Annotated in this window: 15 protein-coding genes; all 15 read right to left on the bottom strand. The window is 39.4% G+C overall.

What is annotated here, in order from left to right; genetic code table 11:
* Window positions 1-10: 10 nt before the first annotated feature.
* The 15 genes from NFR44_RS00285 to NFR44_RS00215 all read right to left on the bottom strand — a co-directional run bounded on the left by NFR44_RS00285 (window position 11) and on the right by NFR44_RS00215 (window position 19,455).
* The gene (locus NFR44_RS00285) at window positions 11-2,134 is read right to left on the bottom strand and encodes a transglycosylase domain-containing protein (RefSeq protein ID WP_251439873.1); all 2,124 of its coding nucleotides are present in this window, start codon (window positions 2,132-2,134) and stop codon (window positions 11-13) included.
* 124 nt (window positions 2,135-2,258) lie between these two features.
* Entirely contained in the window at window positions 2,259-4,634 is a 2,376-nt protein-coding gene (locus NFR44_RS00280) for an endonuclease MutS2 (RefSeq protein ID WP_251439869.1), read from the bottom strand.
* A gap of 62 nt (window positions 4,635-4,696) precedes the next feature.
* Window positions 4,697-6,970 carry a U32 family peptidase gene (locus NFR44_RS00275; RefSeq protein WP_251439867.1) on the bottom strand — a complete coding sequence of 758 codons (2,274 nt, stop codon included), beginning with the start codon at window positions 6,968-6,970 and terminating at the stop codon, window positions 4,697-4,699.
* A gap of 293 nt (window positions 6,971-7,263) precedes the next feature.
* Complete coding sequence (gene pheT, locus NFR44_RS00270) at window positions 7,264-9,708, bottom strand: phenylalanine--tRNA ligase subunit beta (RefSeq protein ID WP_251439863.1); 2,445 nt, start codon at window positions 9,706-9,708, stop codon at window positions 7,264-7,266.
* An 11-nt stretch (window positions 9,709-9,719) separates the two neighbouring features.
* A complete protein-coding gene (gene pheS / locus NFR44_RS00265) occupies window positions 9,720-10,742 on the bottom strand; it encodes a phenylalanine--tRNA ligase subunit alpha (RefSeq protein ID WP_251439860.1) in 1,023 nt (340 codons plus the stop codon).
* Between the two features lie 307 nt (window positions 10,743-11,049).
* On the bottom strand, window positions 11,050-11,502 hold the full coding sequence (locus NFR44_RS00260; protein WP_251439857.1) for a PaaI family thioesterase: 453 nt from the start codon (window positions 11,500-11,502) through the stop codon (window positions 11,050-11,052).
* A 122-nt stretch (window positions 11,503-11,624) separates the two neighbouring features.
* The gene (locus NFR44_RS00255; RefSeq protein WP_251439854.1) at window positions 11,625-12,839 is read right to left on the bottom strand and encodes an ABC transporter permease; all 1,215 of its coding nucleotides are present in this window, start codon (window positions 12,837-12,839) and stop codon (window positions 11,625-11,627) included.
* Window positions 12,832-13,563: an ABC transporter ATP-binding protein gene (locus NFR44_RS00250; protein ID WP_251439851.1), complete on the bottom strand. Its 732-nt coding sequence runs from the start codon at window positions 13,561-13,563 to the stop codon at window positions 12,832-12,834. Before NFR44_RS00250 ends, NFR44_RS00255 begins: the two co-directional genes overlap by 8 nt.
* Before the next feature lie 11 nt (window positions 13,564-13,574).
* A complete protein-coding gene (locus NFR44_RS00245; RefSeq protein WP_251439848.1) occupies window positions 13,575-14,651 on the bottom strand; it encodes an efflux RND transporter periplasmic adaptor subunit in 1,077 nt (358 codons plus the stop codon).
* Between the two features lie 264 nt (window positions 14,652-14,915).
* Entirely contained in the window at window positions 14,916-15,875 is a 960-nt protein-coding gene (pfkA, locus tag NFR44_RS00240) for a 6-phosphofructokinase (RefSeq protein WP_251439846.1), read from the bottom strand.
* Complete coding sequence (locus tag NFR44_RS00235; RefSeq protein WP_251439843.1) at window positions 15,841-16,431, bottom strand: shikimate kinase; 591 nt, start codon at window positions 16,429-16,431, stop codon at window positions 15,841-15,843. Before NFR44_RS00235 ends, pfkA begins: the two co-directional genes overlap by 35 nt.
* A gap of 457 nt (window positions 16,432-16,888) precedes the next feature.
* Window positions 16,889-17,284, bottom strand: coding sequence for a hypothetical protein (locus tag NFR44_RS00230; RefSeq protein ID WP_251439840.1), 396 nt, complete (start codon window positions 17,282-17,284; stop codon window positions 16,889-16,891).
* A gap of 28 nt (window positions 17,285-17,312) precedes the next feature.
* Window positions 17,313-17,720 (bottom strand): PilN family protein, encoded by a 408-nt coding sequence (locus NFR44_RS00225; RefSeq protein ID WP_251439838.1) that lies wholly within the window; start codon window positions 17,718-17,720, stop codon window positions 17,313-17,315.
* A 219-nt stretch (window positions 17,721-17,939) separates the two neighbouring features.
* Entirely contained in the window at window positions 17,940-18,935 is a 996-nt protein-coding gene (locus NFR44_RS00220; protein ID WP_251439836.1) for a hypothetical protein, read from the bottom strand.
* Window positions 18,936-18,960: 25 nt separating this feature from the next.
* Window positions 18,961-19,455: a hypothetical protein gene (locus tag NFR44_RS00215; RefSeq protein WP_251439834.1), complete on the bottom strand. Its 495-nt coding sequence runs from the start codon at window positions 19,453-19,455 to the stop codon at window positions 18,961-18,963.
* Window positions 19,456-19,493: the final 38 nt, after the last annotated feature.

Here is a 19,493-nt window from a genome sequence, read left to right as displayed (position 1 = left end):
TCTAAACTAACTACTCATCTTTACTCGATTTTGATGATTTCTTAGCTGGCTTTTTAGCTGGTTCTTCTTTGCTCTCATCTTCAGAACTCGCAGACTCCTCGCTTACAGCTTCTTCTTTACTATCTTTATCGTCTTTTTTTACTTTATCTTTATCTTTATCTTTCTCCTTAGGATCTTCTTTCTTAGGAGGAGGTGCATAGCCTTGGTTAGCAATAGCTGCAGCCCCTGGCGGCACCGTGAAATCACTAGCTGGAATATCCATAGCTGTTAACGCTTCAGACATAAAATCACGCCAAATTACGGCTGGTACAGTACCACCAGTAATTTCATTCAGTGTCTCAACACCATAGTCATCGCCCATCCAAACAGCAGCGACTAAATCAGGTGTGTAACCTACAAACCACGCATCTTTTGATTCATCAGTTGTCCCTGTTTTACCAGCTGCAGGACGACCAATTGAGGCGCCACCACCAGTACCACCAGACATAACTGATTCTAACATGTTAGTGATAACATACGCATATTTAGGATCTACTACGCGTTTTTCTTCAGTGCTATTTTCTTCAACCACTTGTCCATTGCGATCCACAATCTTCGTAATCGCTACTGGTTTTACTTTAACCCCACCATTAGCAAGGGTACCATAAGCAACAGCCATGTCAATCGGTTTAACCCCTTGTGTTAAACCACCCAAGGCAACTGCCAAGTTATAGTCATTAGGCTCGCCATCTTTAACTAAGGTAGAAATACCCAATGCGGAGGATAAATCAATGATTTTATTCATCCCTACTTTATCCGCTAACTGCACAGCAATGGTATTAACCGAATGCTGTAACGCATAGCGAAGAGTCATATTACCAGAATAAGTGCCTTCATAGTTTTTAGGACTCCAACCATTAAAGTCAAGCTTCTTATCTTCCATAACAGTACCTGGTGTCATGCCATCTTGGATGGCCGCCAAGTAAACAAATGGTTTAAAAGCTGACCCTGGTTGACGTTCTGCTAGCACAGCACGGTTAAAGGAGTCATCACCACGGCCACCTACCATAGCTACAATATACCCATTGTGTGGATTAATCGCTACCAAAGCGCCCTGTGGTTGTTGTAAACCATTAGAATCAGTATAGAAGTCAGGCAAATTATGCATAGCTCTAACAGCTGCTTCCTGAGCTTTCATATCAATTGTAGTATATACTTTCAAACCATCTTTATAGATAGCATCATCACCATATTTTTCAGCAATTTCTGAAATAACATAATCGATGAAGTATGACGCATTTGTATCACTATGAGCTACTTCAGCCTTTTCACGAAGCCCTAAATCAGCTTCTTTAGCTGCATCAGCTGTAGCTTGATCAATATATTCATACTTTGCCATCTGATTTAATACAATAGCTTGACGCGCTTTGCCAGCTTTTAAATTCGTCAATGGCGAATAATAGTTAGGGCTTTGTGGTAAGCCAGCTAACATAGCACATTGTGCTAAATCTAAGTCCTGTACATTTTTACCAAAGTATACATGAGCCGCTGCTTGTACACCATAGGCCCCTTGACCGAAGTATATTTGGTTCATATACATTTCTAAAATTTCTTGTTTTGTATAGTACTGTTCTATGCGCAACGCTAACATAGCTTCCATAATCTTACGTTTAAGCGTGCGGTCTTGCGTTAAAAAGGCATTACGCGCTAATTGCTGCGTAATGGTGCTACCACCTTCAGCTACTCCATCATGAGCAATATTTACCCAAATAGCACGCATAATGCCGACGGGGTCAATACCATGATGACTATAAAAACGAACGTCTTCGGTAGCAATAAAAGCATTTTGCAAGTTTTTTGGTACTTGAGATAATTTTACAGGTAACCGATTTTCCGTAGCATGAACGGTAGTAAGCAGATTACCATGCACATCATAAATTTGCGAGGATGCAGCTGGTTTTACATTGGCCACTTCTGGCAAATCAGACATAGTGGCACCAATAAAGCCACAGCCAGCTCCTGCAATAATCAAAAACAGTAGAATGCCCACAATCCATAGGAAGCGACGGACTGGAGACTTCTTCTTCGGTGATTTACCCGCTGTTGTTCTACTCTTAACTTGTCGCCCTCTTTGGGACGAACGTTGTAAACTCATACGACACCTCTCATTACGAATAATAAGTCATATAGCTCATTATATCATACCTATGCCACATATGGTATCACCTTACACTATAGAAGTAAACAGCTTAAGGCCACATTTCTAACAAAAGTTATCTTTATTTTAAATATACTAAAGTCGCGCCTGCACCGCCTTCATCATAGCCGGCAATTTCATACCGACTAATATGTGGCAATGTTTTTAAATACTGATGAATACCTGCCCGCAACGCGCCTGTACCTTTACCATGTACAATCCGCACTGGTGAAATGCCCGCCATCAAAGCTTGGTCAATAAAATGACCTACATTCTGATTAGCTTCATCCACAGTTTGTCCAATTACATTTAACTCCGTCGTAACATGCTTTTGTCGTTCAACAGCAGAACCACCAGCACGTTTTCGTGGTTTTGGTTGTATCGCCTCTTGCTTACGCCGTAAATTATTAGTTTCTTCACGACTAGCCAGTGCTAAATCAGCCACTTTCACATTCGCCGATAAACCATTCACCGCAACTTGAATTCGTTTGCCTTGAATCGCTTCAACTGTACCCACAGCATTTAAAGACGTCACAAAAACAGTTTGACCCACCTGAAGCTCTTTTATATTCACAGGTGTGCGTGTTTCTTGCTCTAATTCTGGCACATGTACGCCAGAAATATTTTTTCTCGCTTTTGTAATCGCCTCTTGGCGTTTTGTCTTATTAGTTTCAGAGAACTGAGATTTCAACTCTTTAATAATCTGTTCCCCTTCTACACGAATAGACTGTTTCAACTGTTGTGCTTCTTCTTGTGCCTTACTTAAAATTTGCTTGCGCCGTTCATTCAGTTGTTTCTTTTCACGATCAGCTTGCGTGCGCATGCGCCGTGCTTCATCTAATTCTTTCTTAAGAGCTCGTTCCTTCGCCTGATTTTTGCGTAATTGTTCATTTAGGTCGCTCAACACTTCTTCCATGTCACGATGATCTGACCCTTCACGATGTTGTTTCGCATAATCAATCACTTCTCGAGGAACCCCTAAGCGTGAAGCAATACTTAAAGCATGACTACTACCAGCCACACCAATATGAAGTCGATACGTTGGTCGCAAGGTGCGCTCATCAAATTCCACATGACCATTTTCAATACCTTCCGTATTATACGCATAACGTTTTAGCTCATTATAATGCGTACTTACCATCATAAGAGGGCCTCGTTTACGGAAATATTCGAGTAACGCTACGGCCAACGCACTCCCTTCTTCAGGATCGGTGCCAGAGCCCAATTCATCAAGTAACACTAAGTCTTTAGCACCCGCTACTTTTAAAATACGCACTACTTGTGTCATATGAGCGGAAAAAGTACTTAAACTAGCTTCAATACTTTGTTCATCACCTATATCAGCATAAATCGTATTAAATATAGGTAATATCGAGCCTGTATCAGCAGGAATATGAAGACCTGCTTGATTCATTAAACTAAGTAGACCTAAGGTCTTCATAGCTACCGTTTTACCACCTGTATTAGACCCTGTAATCAGCAAAATACGATAGGATGTACCTAATGTAATCGTAGTCGGTACCACTACATTAGCCGGAATCAGAGGATGCCGTGCATTCATCAATTTTACTTCACGAGCACCACTAATAATAGCTGGTGTAGCCTTCATGGCAATAGCCAAAGAAGCCTTACCATATACAAACTCTACATGAGACACTCGTTCACAAGCATCCATCAAAGTATTGCTATCCTTGCGTACTGCTAAGGACAAATCCTTATAAATACGGCGCACTTCTTCTTCTTCTGCCAACATAGCTTCTTGTAAATCATTATTTAAATTAACAAGGCGCATCGGCTCAATATAAAGAGTAGCCCCCGTAGCAGAGCGATCATGAATAAGCCCTTCAAAGGCATACCGATACTCTTGTTTTACTGGAATTACATAGCGATTATTGCGCTGTGTAACCAATGCTTCCTGAAAATATTTCTGATTATCTGGGTCATGAATAATAGCCTGAATATCAGACTTAATCCGTTCTTTCGTACGCACAATAGTTGTTCGCAAATGTTGTAATTTAGGCGAAGCCGAATCCATAAGATTCCCTTTTTTATCAAATACTCGCTCAAATTTGCGTTCCAATCCATCATGGCGTGGCATATCTTGAATCCACAACGAAAGCAATGGATAGGATGTATATTTACTATAAAAAAAACTATACATCCGTTTATACGCACTTAGCGTTGTGTAAATATCCCATAACTCATCATGAGTTAAAATAATCTCTTTACGGCTTTTAGAACAAGCTTCCCGAATATCGCGAGTCCCTCCGATAGGCTGTTCAATCTCCATTTGTAGTGAATTAACAGCTTCTACCGTTTCATCTAAGGCCGTCTTTATGGCAATCGGATCCGTTAAAGGCGTAAGCTCACGAGCTAATTTCTTAGCAATCCGTGACGAACAAGCCTCTGCTAACCGTTCCCGAATTAAATCAAAATCTAACAGTTTTTCACTGTTCATAGATATATCTATCCCTCCTATATTAGGTAATACTCTATATAACTTCTAGAAAATCATGACTTCTAGAAAATCCCTTTAAAATAGTGACCTCTTGTCACTGGTACAGCTTCATTTTTAGGTGGTACTGGTAATGAACCTTGTAAAATCCCTACATAGGCTTGTACCGTTTCTTGCAACCATGCTTTAGATTGTTGTCGACCATCAATACGCAATATAGCAAGCTTACGTTTTATTAAATCTGGTATATACGCTCTCATATCAAGCATGCGACTATTCATTATATGCATGCGACAATACGGATCGGTACGGAGCGGAAATTGCTCACCCAAACGATCTTTTAATACATATGAATCCTTTAAACATGGAGCTGGACAGCCTTCTTTTTTACCAATACCTGCAAAGCTACTGATTACACAATATTCCGAAATCATCAATTCTGTCAAGCCATGGACAATGCATTCAATTGGTAACGACGTCTGTTTTATAATACTACTAATCTGTTTAATCGTCGCTTCTTGTGAAAGCACTACACTTCGCAGCCCAAACTGAGCTACCTGCTGTACTGCTTCTTTATTAAAAAGTTGCAAACTACTATCCCCTTCAATAGCACCTGTATAGCCCAACTCTTGTAACCATTCTAAAGCGCCTAAAAAATGAATGCTAATCCCATCAGGCTTGGCCTCAATCATCGCTTGTAACGTTGGCAAATAGCTTGTTACTTCACTATCTCGCACAATACGAGGCGTTGCTAACACGCACGGTACCTGATGCGTTTTACAAAGAGCCACCACTCGTGCATATACATCTAAATCATAAGGTGTCCGCTGTAAACGATCACCACCAAATATAATTTTTTGTGCCCCCGCTAAAATAGCTGATTCAATTTGCCACTCTTCATCTAACTGTACCGACACTAATGGCAAATCCGGATTCCCCATTAATGACTTAGCCGGTAAATTTGCGGTTGTCATAGAGGCATAATTTGGACGATTGTGAAACTCTTGTTGAATTGCTGATTCTATGCGCTGTAAAGTGATGTCCATTTCCATTTCATGCTGTACTAGTAACAATTCTTCTAACCGAGCAACTCCATCCCGGCGCATCTGATTTAGCACACTGCTAGGCCACATAAACGGCTCATCGGGCATATATAAAGAAGCTAATGAAAAAACAGTCGTACCTAAACGACCTAATTGCTCCATTACTTTTTCACGACTTGTTGGTACTTTTTGTGCCCGTTGCACCACATAATCAGCACTTACAGTAACCGATTTACCATCTTCTAATAATAACGTCAACTGTGGTGCTGCCCCTTCTACACCATCTAAGTAAGCATGCACTTCATATTTCCGACCAAAATCTTGCAAATTTTGCCATACTGTCTTTTTAGGGCCATCATCACTAGGTCCAATTCGCTTACCACGATTACCTGGTGCTACCGCTGTAATCATTTCACGACTCGAACGATTTTCTAAATAAGCTGTTGAAAAACCGCGATTAAATCCTTCCTTTAAACGGGCTTGCTCTTTTTTAGTCGATTTGCCCGCTCGATCAATAATCGTTCGATACGAGCCAATCACTTCACGCACATAAGAGGCCTTTTTCATGCGCCCTTCTACTTTAAATGAGGCAACACCTGCTGCCATGAGTTCACTCATATGCTCACTATAATTTAAATCCTTAGGGCTCATAATATACGCTTCATCAGCACCATTAATAGTTTGGCCTTTGCCATCTAATAATTCATAAGGCAATCGACATGGCTGAGCACAAGCGCCTCGATTACCACTGCGCCCACCGATGAAACTACTCATCAAACATTGACCAGAATAACATACACAAAGAGCACCGTGAACAAAAACCTCAATCTCTGCCTTAGCTTCTTTACAAATATGCTGAATCTCAGCCAAACTCATTTCACGAGCCAATACAACTCGGGTAAAGCCCATTCGCTCTAAAAAACGGACCGTTCCCAAATTAGTGGCAGTCAACTGTGTACTAGCATGTAAATGTAACTTTGGTGCCACCTGCTTTGCTAACTGCGCTACCGCTAAATCTTGCACAATAATAGCGTCTACCTGAATTCGTTCTAACTCCTGCAAATAGGCTTTTAAATCAGCTAATTCTGTGTCGCCAACTAAAATATTTACAGTTACAAATACAGATACATTTAACAAATGTGCTAACCGTACGGCCTCTTCTAATTCCGCTATATCAAAATTAGCTGCATTAGCCCTAGCATTGAATACTTTACCACCTAAGTAAATAGCATCAGCGCCAGCTTCTAAAGCGGTTAAAAAATTCTCCGACGTTCCTGCCGGTGCTAATAATTCCATGAGACCCTCCTTAAGGGTGATTAAACTGTATGTACACTCAAATTATATCACATTCGACAATATCACTGGCACAAAAAAAGGACAAAGAAATCTATCTCTTTATCCTTATTACTTCATATATTATAGCATGAATTACCTATCTCTACCATAAAGCTACTAGGCTTCAAAAAACGTTTCAAAGGTTGAATTATAGGACAACATATATTAACAAAATAAACCTAACGTAAAAAGTACCTGAAATACTCTTTTACATTAGGTTTATCTTTCATTGTAATTTATAATTTTACGTTAACTTACCGCAATTTACAACCGATTTCATTCAACGCTTCAATAATTTCATCAATATTAGGTTGAATGTCTTCATCGGTCAACGTTCCTTCATTACTGCGGAAGGATAAGTTATAAGCTAAGCTACGATGACCCTCTTCAATATGCTCCCCTTCATATACGTCAAAAATGAATGCCCGCTCTAAATGTTCACCACCATGCTGGTAAATAAGACGTATAATATCTTGAGACGTAATTTCTTTTGGTGCCACAATAGCAAGGTCACGACTTGTACCAGGGAATTTACTAATCTCTTTGTACTGTAAATGTCCTTTTGGAATATTAAGAATAGCACTTACATCAATATCAAAGATATAAGCTTTACCAGGTAAGTCATAGGCTTTCATTACTTGCGGGTGTAATTCACCAAAAGTAGCAATTACAGTGCCATCTACTACATATTGAGCACTTACGCCTGGATGTAAATATGGTTCTGTAGAGCGCTCTATAGTCGCTTCAAAACGGCTATCCGCTAACATGCGTTCTAATACACCTTTTACATCATAAAAATCGGTGTCTCGTTGCGCTTCTTCCCATTGTACTTCATTCGTTTTACCCATCATAAGGCCCGTTACACGATAATTTTCTGTTGGTAGTTCCGTAATTGGTAAGCTCTTCGGTTGATATACAGCACCACTTTCAAAAATCCAAAGATCCTGATTTTTCTGTGCAATATTACGAGCTGCTACATCCAAAATACTTGGAATCAAGGTTGTGCGCATAACTGGGAAATCTTCTGTAATTGGATTCATGATTGGCACCGCTTGATAGCGACTATCCGTTTCAGGCAACAATAATTTTTTCAAACTATCTGGATGCATGAAGCTAAATGTAATCACTTCGCTAAGGCCACGATCAACTAAACTATTGCGAATGGCTTTGAATAACAATTTCTTGTCACTTATAGTACCACTGTTAAGATTGGCCCAAGGTGTACGATTTGGAATATTATCGTAACCATAAATACGCGCGACTTCTTCCGCAATATCTGGCATAACCGTTACATCACCACGCCAGGATGGCACGCCAACAGTCACTACACCATTAGCTTCTTCCCATTCGAAAGACAAAGTAGTTAGAATTTCTTTCATGCGATTAGCTTCAATTTGGGTGCCCAAGTATGCATTAATTGCATCTACAGTAAATGCAACCGTACCTGTTGTTGCCTTTACTGGATATACATCCACAACACCTTTAGCAACCACTACATCACTCGCTAATTCTTGTAATAATTGGGCTGCTCGATCTAATGCGACTGGTGTATATTCTGCATTGATGCCACGTTCAAAACGACCAGAGGCTTCACTGCGCATACCAAGCGCACGCGCTGTGCGACGAATAGAAGCACCTTTAAATACAGCAGCCTCTAAAATGATAGAGGTAGTTTGTTCTGTTACTTCGCTATCTAAGCCACCCATCACACCAGCTACACCAACAGGACCATTAACATCAGCAATAACAAGCATGCCTTCTGCCAATTCACGGTCAGTTCCATCTAATGTAGTAATTGTTTCACCCGCTTTAGCAGGGCGTGCCGTTAACTGATGACCTACCACTTTATCATAATCATAGGCATGCATAGGTTGACCAAGTTCTAACATAACATAATTAGTGACGTCCACTACATTGTTTATTGGTCGAATACCACCATTGCGCAAACGGTTTTGTAACCATAATGGAGATGGGCCAACTTTCACATTAGTAATTAGACGAGACATGAACCGTTGACATAAGTCAGTATCTTCAATCTGAATATCTACACAACCTTCAATGGAATTTCCTGTTTCACTAACAGTTACTGCAGGTTCTGTATTTTGCTGATTAGTAAGAACGGCAAATTCACGGCTAAGACCAACCATAGAGAAACAATCCGCCCGATTTGGAGTTAACTCAAATTCGTATACAGTATCATTAAGCATTAAGGCATCACGAATATCCATGCCAATAGGAGTACCTTCTGGCAAAATATAAATGCCTTCTGCTTCACCAGGCATAACCATATCTTTTGGCACACCTAATTCAGCTACGGAACAGAACATCCCATCGGATACTTCACCACGTAATTTACCTTTTTTAATTTCTGTACCATCAGCCAAACGAGATTTGTGATACGCCACAGGAACGACTTGTCCTACAGCCACATTAGTTGCAGCTGTTACAATTTGTTTTATGATTTCCTCGCCTGTTTTATCATCTAAACAAGCTACTTGGCACACTTGCAATTTATCTGCATCAGGGTGTTTAGTAATTTCTACGATTTTACCGGTATAAATCTTTTTCAAACCAGGGTCCATATTAATTACATCTTCTACAGGAATCCCTGCCTGCGTTAATATATCGGCTAGTTCCTGAGCCGGTTTTGTTGTGTCTACAGGAACATAGTCCTTCATCCATGTTAAACTAGCTTTCATTGTCTTACCTCCTAGAACTGCTTCAAGAAACGCATATCATTTTCATAGAATAATCGTAAATCACCAATGCCATAGAGTAACATAGCAATACGTTCCACACCCATACCGAAGGCAAAGCCTTGCACTTCATTAGGATCATAACCATTCATTTCTAATACTCGTGGGTGTACCATACCGCAGCCTAAGATTTCAAGCCAACCAGTGTGTGAGCATACGCGACAGCCTTCACCACCGCACATGCAACAAGAAATATCCACTTCTGCACTTGGTTCTGTAAATGGGAAGAAACTTGTACGGAAACGCACCTTTGTATCTTCGCCAAACATGTGGCGCAAGAAAATTTCCAAAGTACCCTTTAAATCTGCAAAAGTAATCCCTTTATCCACAACTAAGCCTTCTACTTGGTGGAATACTGGGGAATGAGTAGCATCATAATCCCAACGATATACTTTACCTGGTGCAATCATACGCACAGGACTATTTGGTTCTTGGCTCTGTAATGTTCGTGCCTGTACTGGCGATGTATGCGTACGCAATAATACAGAATTTGTAATATAGAAAGAATCCTGCATATCACGAGCTGGATGATCAGCCGGTAAATTCAAGCATTCAAAGTTATAGTGATCACTTTCAATTTCAGGCCCTTCAGCGACGGTGTAACCCATTTTCATAAAGAATTGTTCAATCTGTTCATTAACAGCCGTTAAAGGATGGACATGACCTTTACGAGTTACACGACCAGGCAAAGTAATGTCAACTTTTTCAGCTTTCAATTTAGCTTCCATTACTTTTGCTTCTAAACTAGCCTGTACTTCGCTAATCATACCTTCTAACTCTTCACGTACGGTATTTACAAGCGCCCCCATGCGTGGACGTTCTTCTGGAGATAATTTACCAAGACCTTTCAATAATGCCGTTACTTCCCCTTTTTTACCTAAATACTTAACGCGCGCCTCTTGTAAAACGTTTAATGCATCAGCACTTTTAATCCGTGCTTCAGCTTCCGCTTTTAAGGCTTTTAACAATTCTTCCATTTGTTACGACCTCCTGCTAACAAAAAAACCTCCGCCCCAGCAAGGGGCGAAGGTATAAATTCGCGGTACCACCCTAATTAGTACTCTAAGACCTTAACGCGGTCACACGATGAATCTACTCTTAGTTCAATCCATGGCTCCAAAAGGAAATGCTCTCCACAGGCTATTTATGAAGCTCCCACCAATACTTCACTCTCTGAAAAATACTCATGTGGCGCCAATTTTGTCATCGCCATATTATCTTATCAATATAAACCTAAGTATACCAAGTCTTACTAGTCCTGTCAAAGGTAATTCTATGTACCTTTTATAAACGCCAAGGTAACTGTGGCAATTCAAAGCCATCAATGACATAAAATGTACCCGAGCTCATATAAACTAACTCACCTAAATCATTGTAAATGCGGCCCGTCGTTACCATTGTATTTTTGCCATTATGCTCTACATTGGCTACAGCACGCAAACGCTGTCCTGATTTCACAGCTTTAACAAAGTTCCCCTTCATTTCTAAGGTAACAACTCGCTTCCCCAAAGTGAAACAAGCTACGCCCATAACAGTATCAGCTAAACTCATGTATACACCACCATGAATATTGCCAATAAAATTACCATGTTTTACAGCATCGCTCAAAAAAGTCATTTCCAAATGACCAGGGTCACCACCAGTGACACGTACATATTGTGACCAATCAAAAGTATGTTCATGACACATGTGATCAAAAAAATCGACTAAGGTACGCATTTCTTTTTGCTTACTCATAACCTATCCTTTCATAAAATAAGCGTAGCCACGAATTGTAACTACGCTTATGTGATTACATCTAACTAAGTATTGCTTACTGTTTAATAAACAATTAACCTCAAGCTATATAATCATTATACCTATTCATAATGTAAGGCGTCAATTGGATTTAATTTAGCCGCTTTGCGGGCAGGATATAAGCCAAAGACAAGACCAATAGCCATGGAGAAACCAAAGGATAATAAAATTGGTCCCATAGATACAACGGTTTGCATACCTGTCAATGCACTAATTAATTGTGCCGAGCCAATTCCCACAACAATCCCAATAGCACCACCAACAAGGCTGATTACCACCGCTTCAATAAGGAACTGCATAACAATGACACGATAAGTAGCCCCTAACGCTTTACGAACACCAATTTCACGAGTACGTTCTGTCACAGATACGAGCATAATATTCATAATGCCAATCCCCCCAACTAGTAAGGAGATAGCTGCCACAGAACCTAAGAACAAGGTCATTGTCGCCGTTGTTTGCTCTACAGTTTCCATGATAGTTGCCATATTACGCACATTGAAATCATCTAATTCTGGATTTTTAACATTATGACGAACTCGTAAAATATTTTCTACGTCAGATTGTAAGCGGTCAAGGTCAGCCCCTTCTTTAGCTTTAATATAAATCATCCGCAAATAGTCGACCCCTTGAAGCCGCTCCATGCCAGTAGTATATGGAATGTATATAATATCGTCTTGGTCATTCCCAAAACTACCTGACCCTTTTGCTTCTAAAACACCAATAACTTTGTACGGATTATTTTTAATACGAATATCTTTACCTACAGGGTCTTCCACACCAAACAAATTAGTTGCTACAGTGCTACCAATAACGGCAACACGTTCCCGTCGATCAACTTGAGTGGCCGTAATAAAACGTCCTGATTTTACAGTCCAATTATTAATGTATTGAAAATCAGAATTAACCCCAGTTACAGATGTGGTCCAGTTTTTATTGGTGTAAATCACAATATAAGATGAACCAGAAGATACTGGTGAAGCCATTTCAATATCATCAAGATGTGAAATTGTTGTATAGTCTTCCATCTTTATTGTTTTTTGTGAATCTGCCGTTGGTCGTACCCCTGGTGTTCTTGGCGCCCCTGGATACACCATTAACAAATTACTACCTAAACTGGATATAGAGTCCTGAATCTGACTACGCACCCCATAACCAATTGATACTAAGGCAATAACGGCTGCTACCCCAATAATAATCCCTAACATAGTCAACAAGGAACGCATCTTATTGGCTACTAAGGAGGCCCAGGCCATTAAAAAGCCCTCTTTATACATGGGCAGCACCTCCTTTACGTAGTAATCCTGCCATATTAGGATTTACTGTATCTTCAACAATATTGCCATCTCGCAATACAATATTACGACTTGCATAAGTAGCAATATCTGGTTCATGGGTAACCAAAATAATAGTACGCCCTTCTTTATATAAGTTGGTGAAAATATCCATTACATCAACACTAGACTTAGAATCCAAATTACCAGTTGGCTCATCAGCCATAATAATGGATGGATTATTGGCTAAAGCACGAGCAATGGCAACACGCTGTCTTTGCCCACCGGATAATTCAGCTGGTACATGATCGAGTCGTTCGCCTAAGCCTAAAGAATCTAATAACTCTGCCGCACGCTCATTGCGTTCTTTCTTAGCCACACCAGCATATACCATAGGTAACGCTACATTTTCTTGGGCCGTCAATTTAGGCAATAAATTAAAGCTCTGAAACACGAAACCAATCCGTTTATTACGAACAAAGGCCAACTCATCATCACTCAAATTGGCTACTTCCTCGCCATCTAGTTTGTAAGAACCAGACGTCGGTCTATCTAAACAACCTAAAATGTTCATAAATGTGGATTTACCGGACCCTGATGGCCCCATAATGGATGTAAACTCACCTTCATAAATATTAAGGTCGATCCCATGCAATACAGGTACTACCAACTTGCCATTCACATATGTTTTAGTAATACCTTCTAATGAAATTACTGCGTCTCTCATATATATCCCTCCTAGAACATAGGGCCGCCAGAGCTAGCCTTTTTTGTTGCAGAAGAGCCTACATCACCACTGACTACAATTTCATCGCCTTCATTTAAGCCTTTAGAGATTTCAATCGTCGTTTCACCAGTAATACCGGTTGTCACACTAGTCCGTTCTGGTTTACCATTGCGAATTACATACACATATTCGCCTACTTTATCTGTACGAACAGCGGCTAATGGCACGACTAATACATTACTACGTTCATCACCATAAATAGTGGCACGAGCTGTCATAGTAGGGAAGAAATTCCCCGCATCAGCTTCTGAAATAGCTACTTTCACTGTATAATACACCACACTACTCGAGGTAGTCCCCATATTACCTTTAGTACCTAAAGCAATATCACTTACATAGCCTGTAAAGGTTTTACCAGGATGCGCATCAACAGTAAAATCAACACGAGCTCCTTTTTTTACACTACCAATATCAGTTTCATCCACAGTAAGATAGATTTCAAGATTACTTAAATCAGCTACCGTAGCAATAATCATCTGTGTAGAAATACCTGTACTAATCGTTTGCCCTGCTTTTAGTGGTGTACCAATTACAGTCCCATCCATAGGCGAAGTAATCGTTGTATCATCTAAATTAGCTATTGCTCTATCATATGCCGCTTGTGCTTTTTGATAATTCATCAATGCCGTATCATACGTCTGTTGTGGAATAGCCCCTTGTGCTACCAAGGTTTTATAACGGTCTAAATCAGCTGCCGTATTTTCTAAAGTCGCTCTTGCGTCATCAGCGGTAGCTTGTAATTGACGCGCATCAATCGTTGCAATAACTTGACCTTGCGTAACATGATCATTCTCTTTTACAGATACACTTTCTAATGTACCTGCCACGTTCGTAGAAATATCGACATAGTTTTTAGGGTTAATTGTCCCTGTAGAGGTAATTACTGATGAAATATTCCCTCGCTCTACTTTACCCGTTGTATAGGCCGTAGTTTCACTAGTGTCTTTAGACTTAAACCAATACAATCCCCCTAACACTATAACCAAAATAGCTATGAGGATCCCCCAAAATTTACGTGTTCGCCACATCTTATAAACTCCTTTGCTTCTGACGATATACCTGGAAACTTTAGCTTATCTTAAAAAGACTTTGTATCCTGCTACACCTAAAATCCCCAATGTATACTTACTATATATAAGTCCTAACTGAAGTAAAGCCCTCCTCAAACAACATGAAGAAGGCCATACATCTATATGTATCTATATGGTTATTATAAATTTTTACTGTGAGTTCTTCATGAATCTAAAGCGTATTTAACCACTATATTCACAATTCACTAAAAATTATTTATATTAGCGAGCTAACACAGAAATCAATTCATATTCTTCATCACTAATTGGATAACGTCGCCGTTGTGCCTCTTCATAGGGTATAGCTTCAATCACAGCCCCAGTTAGTCCTATTAAACAATTATAAGTACCAACCTTTAAGGCATCAATAGCACGTTCACTCATTAAGGCCGCCATACTAGCATCTCGTGCTGACGGTGAACCACCACGTTGTAAATAGCCCAATACAGTAACACTAGGGGAAATCTGTAATACTTTGTTAATATATGCGTATACTTCAAAACTATGATACGCCCCTTCTGCTACCATAATAATACTATTTGTTTTACCGGAAGCATGAGAATCACGAAGATGATTACATACAGTATCTAAGCTCATAGGCTTTTCAGGAATAAGCACCAATTCAGCCCCACAGGCAAGACCAGCACGCACTGCTAAGTGTCCGGCATGACGCCCCATTACTTCTACAATAGCTACACGGTCATGAGCCGTCGTAGTATCACGAATCTTACTAACTGCATCTACCACTGTATTTAGGGCTGTATCAAAGCCAATCGTATACTCTGTACCACACATGTCATTATCAATAGTACCTGGAATCGTAATAGTCGGAATTCCTTGCTTAGCTAATGACATGGCCCCCGCCATTGAGCCATCACCACCAATAACGACTAAAGCATCGATGGCGTGTTCACGCAATATCTGTGCCGCTTTTTGCTGTTGCGCTAATTCTGAAAACTCAACGCAACGAGCCGTCTTTAGCATTGTACCACCTTTATTAACAATAGCCCCTACATCTCGACGATCTAATAGCTGAAAATCCCCTTTCAAGAGGCCTTCATACCCTCGATTAATGCCATATACTTCAAAGCCTTCATAAATCCCCTTACGCACTAATGCACGCACAGCTGCATTCATGCCCGGTGCATCACCGCCGCTCGTCAGAATTGCTATTTTTTTCATGTTCCTTTACCCCCGTATAAGGGCGACGTTTTTTAAACATAACGCCCTCCCGTGCTAATATATCATGAATTAATTCAATCAAATTTTCGGTACGGCCGTAGGTCGTATCAATGACACAGTCACACTTCTTATATACTGGCTTCCAACGTTGCATCATAGTTTCTACAAAACCCGGCACATCAGAATAATCCATAGTTGGTCGTTTACCAATGCGACGATTCACACGCTTAACAATACGATATTCTGCAGCACGAATGCCAATAATATACGCATACCGCTGTAAATAACGAACCGTACGTACATCTAAGGGGAAATTACCGCCTACCGAAATGACCGACTCATGATACATACACACTTTTTTAAGTATTTCTCGCTCCGCATGGCGGAACATCTTCTCGCCTAGTTTCTCGTAAATATCAGCAATAGGTAAATTATAGCGACGCTCTAACAATCGATCGGTATCCACAAATTGCCAACCTTTTGCCTCTGCTAGATTGCGCCCTAAGTGGCTTTTGCCGCTCCCCATAGTGCCAATTAATATTATATTTCGCTTCATCACGTAATCCCGCCTAATTTTTATTCTCATAGTTCACCTATGATAGTACTTTGTTTCTATTCTACTACATAATTTTTTAAAATTCAAAATTAACTCGCCCTATACTAAGAGTTATAATTAGCCTATTTACGCTATTTTCCTAACTTATTATTCAGCACATACGTTACTCTAATACATGCTATTTCTGTAGTACTTACTAGTTCTTTAAGCCCTAACAAAAGATAAACTAAGGAAACTATAAAAACTCAATATATACAAAATAACCCCATATACAAAATAACCGCTTACTAAAGTAAGCGGTTATTTTTCTTGATTAAGAAACTTTTTTTCTTTAAATTCAATGTTAACAATTTCTATATCTAATTCTTCTTTTGTCATATTTCATGTATATTTTTTGTCATATTTTTTATATATTCTAAAATCACAATTAAATTATCGATCTCTCATCGCCCACATACTATAAAAATCTGCTGGACACAGTAAATAAAATATGCAACTGCCCATTCTCTTTTTTCAATTCCTTCGGCTTAATTTCAAGCGTTGGATGAGCTTCTGTCAATTCAGTAGTAAAAGTAAAATAGTCCTGCAATGCTCCATTTACTTCTATATTCAACTGATTACCCCGTTTCGTCTCTTGTTCTTCCATCGCTATAATTGTCAAAGCTTTACTCCCGATTATTTGCATAATTACATCTTTTAAATGACTTCCTTCTGAAATCTCATTATCAGTTGACGTAATTAGTTCATAGGCCGGACTTGCTACTACTACTGAATCTCCTTCATTTTGCAAAGACTGTTCTTCTTGAGCGGCCACCAACATTGCTTGTTCACTATGAAACCAAAAAGCAAGCACAGCACCTAGGATTGTAATAAAGCAATAACTACTTATTAGTTTTATTATCAGCTTTCTTGGAATCGTCATTCTTGCCATAGCGTCCTGATAACTGAAACGTATGAACTTTACGAGTTGCATCAATGCCTTGCTTCTCATTAATTGTCACTCCCCTTAATACACTCTTTAATTTTTGACTATATGCCAATACGACTTCTGGAGTTGTACTAATACCTGTAATAGTAAATCCTGTATCCGTAAATGTAATCGTATCTAAAACTATGTGAGAGTTAGCACAATCTACCATATGCACTAACATACTTGCTTCTGTAGTATGACTTAAATCCTTCGCCATTAAACGTTTAAGACGTGCATTATATGAAGTTACAGCTTCGTGATTAGATTGACCCATTTCAACTAATTTTTGTGTACTAGCCTCAAGTTCACAATTTCCCATATACCAATAAAAAACTAAACTCCAACAAATTATCGGCAATAATAACAGAAATACTATTCCTCCTATTAACCGACTTTTATGTAGTTTACATATATATTCTAATCTCATAGACCATGTCATAAAATTCATACAATGCTTAACTACCTTTCTAATGCCCTTAACGATCTTCCAGAATCATGCCTTTATATATAGCTATTATCACTTCCCATAATAAAAAAGCTACCTTTTTGCCCCTATAACACCTCGATAAGCAAGACCTAAGGCCATATCCCATAATACTGGTTTTGCAATAGCTCTAGTCTGTTTACTAGCTACTGTATTTAACATAAGGTCCTCTTCAAAAGGAATCGGCGTCAAACGTCCATATTTTTCATATATAAGCTCCCACTGCAAAGGTTCAACTGTTTCCTCCCTTGCTGCCATCTCTTTTTCCATCGGATTTATCTCACCTAACTCTAGTTTGGACGAATTTGTCATACCCCTGTTCAGTTCAGGGTAATCCACAGTCGTTTCAATTTTCATCGGTTTATAATCATCTTCATAGATTTGAACGCCTGCAATTCCCTGTATACCATAGCTATAGAAATCTACTTCTATTTCATCTAAAGCAGAGGTTATAGCCTGCATATCAAGGGAGACTGAATAGGTACTCATACAAAGACCATTGTACCAACCAGTAAATTCAATTGTATTTTCACTTACAATGCCTATAACAGCGCCGTTCTTTTCTACAAAACGACGAGTTAATGGAGCTGGCGCCGCATCAATAATCTTCAAATTACCACCACCTTTTAATGCGCCTGTAGCTAAATCTGTAATATGTTGCTTTTTAAGTGCTACTACGTAGAGTAATTGCTGTTCTGCTGCATCCACAGCCTCTGAGGGCATATCCTCTAAAACAAAATCATAATAATAAGAATCTTCTGGCCAAGTAACAAATTCAGGTACTGTCCAACGCAACATTTCAGCGACTTCAATTCGTGGTAATCGAGGCAAAATCATGATCTTATCTTGTCGTTCGTCCAATGCTACAATCCCCATTGCTACGCCCTCCAAAGAGTAGGTCTTAATTAACCGTTTACAATCTTCAAACAAACTACCTTGTCGTTCTACAACAATACTATCATTAATCACCGCACCAGTTTTTGTCTTCTCCATCTTAATGGCAACCATTTGCGTAATACCTATAACGATGCCAATAAATTCTGATTTCATATTATTTTCTGTATCCCTTCTACACTTATTGAATCCGTGAAACTCGCTCCACAATCAACGTTTTCTTATCCCCTACACCATACATATTCTCCTTATGTGAAGCGCCCCCTCTATCTTCTAAGGATTTATTTTCTTCTCTAAATACTACATAGTATCTCACTTGTTGTCCCGTCAATTTATTACGATATGCGACTCTAAAATCCCCTTTTTGGTTAAGGGGACTAGGTGGTGTCAAAATATAAATAACAACACTTTGTTCAGACTGCTCATATATTACTTCACGCCCCGTAGGCATAGTTATTCCTTGCTCACTATAAGTCCGCAACAAACAACCAATGATACCTTCCGCATAATAATTCATAGTAGTTAAGCCTATTTCATCATGAGTCATACTCACTACTGTATGCATAGTCGTACTAATAGCGCTCCAAAATAATAATAAAATAGTCCCTAAAATTAAAGCTATATATGTAAAAAATCCACGTTCATTCACATGTAAATCACAGCCTAAGTATTTCATAAGGCTACGTCCATCCCGTTTCTAAACTACACATTCAC

It is taken from the genome of Veillonella intestinalis (assembly GCF_943193155.1).
Classification (GTDB): Bacteria; Bacillota; Negativicutes; order Veillonellales; family Veillonellaceae; genus Veillonella_A; species Veillonella_A intestinalis.
Note: the sequence above shows the minus strand (reverse complement) of the source record. Positions and strands in the feature narration are given on the sequence as shown.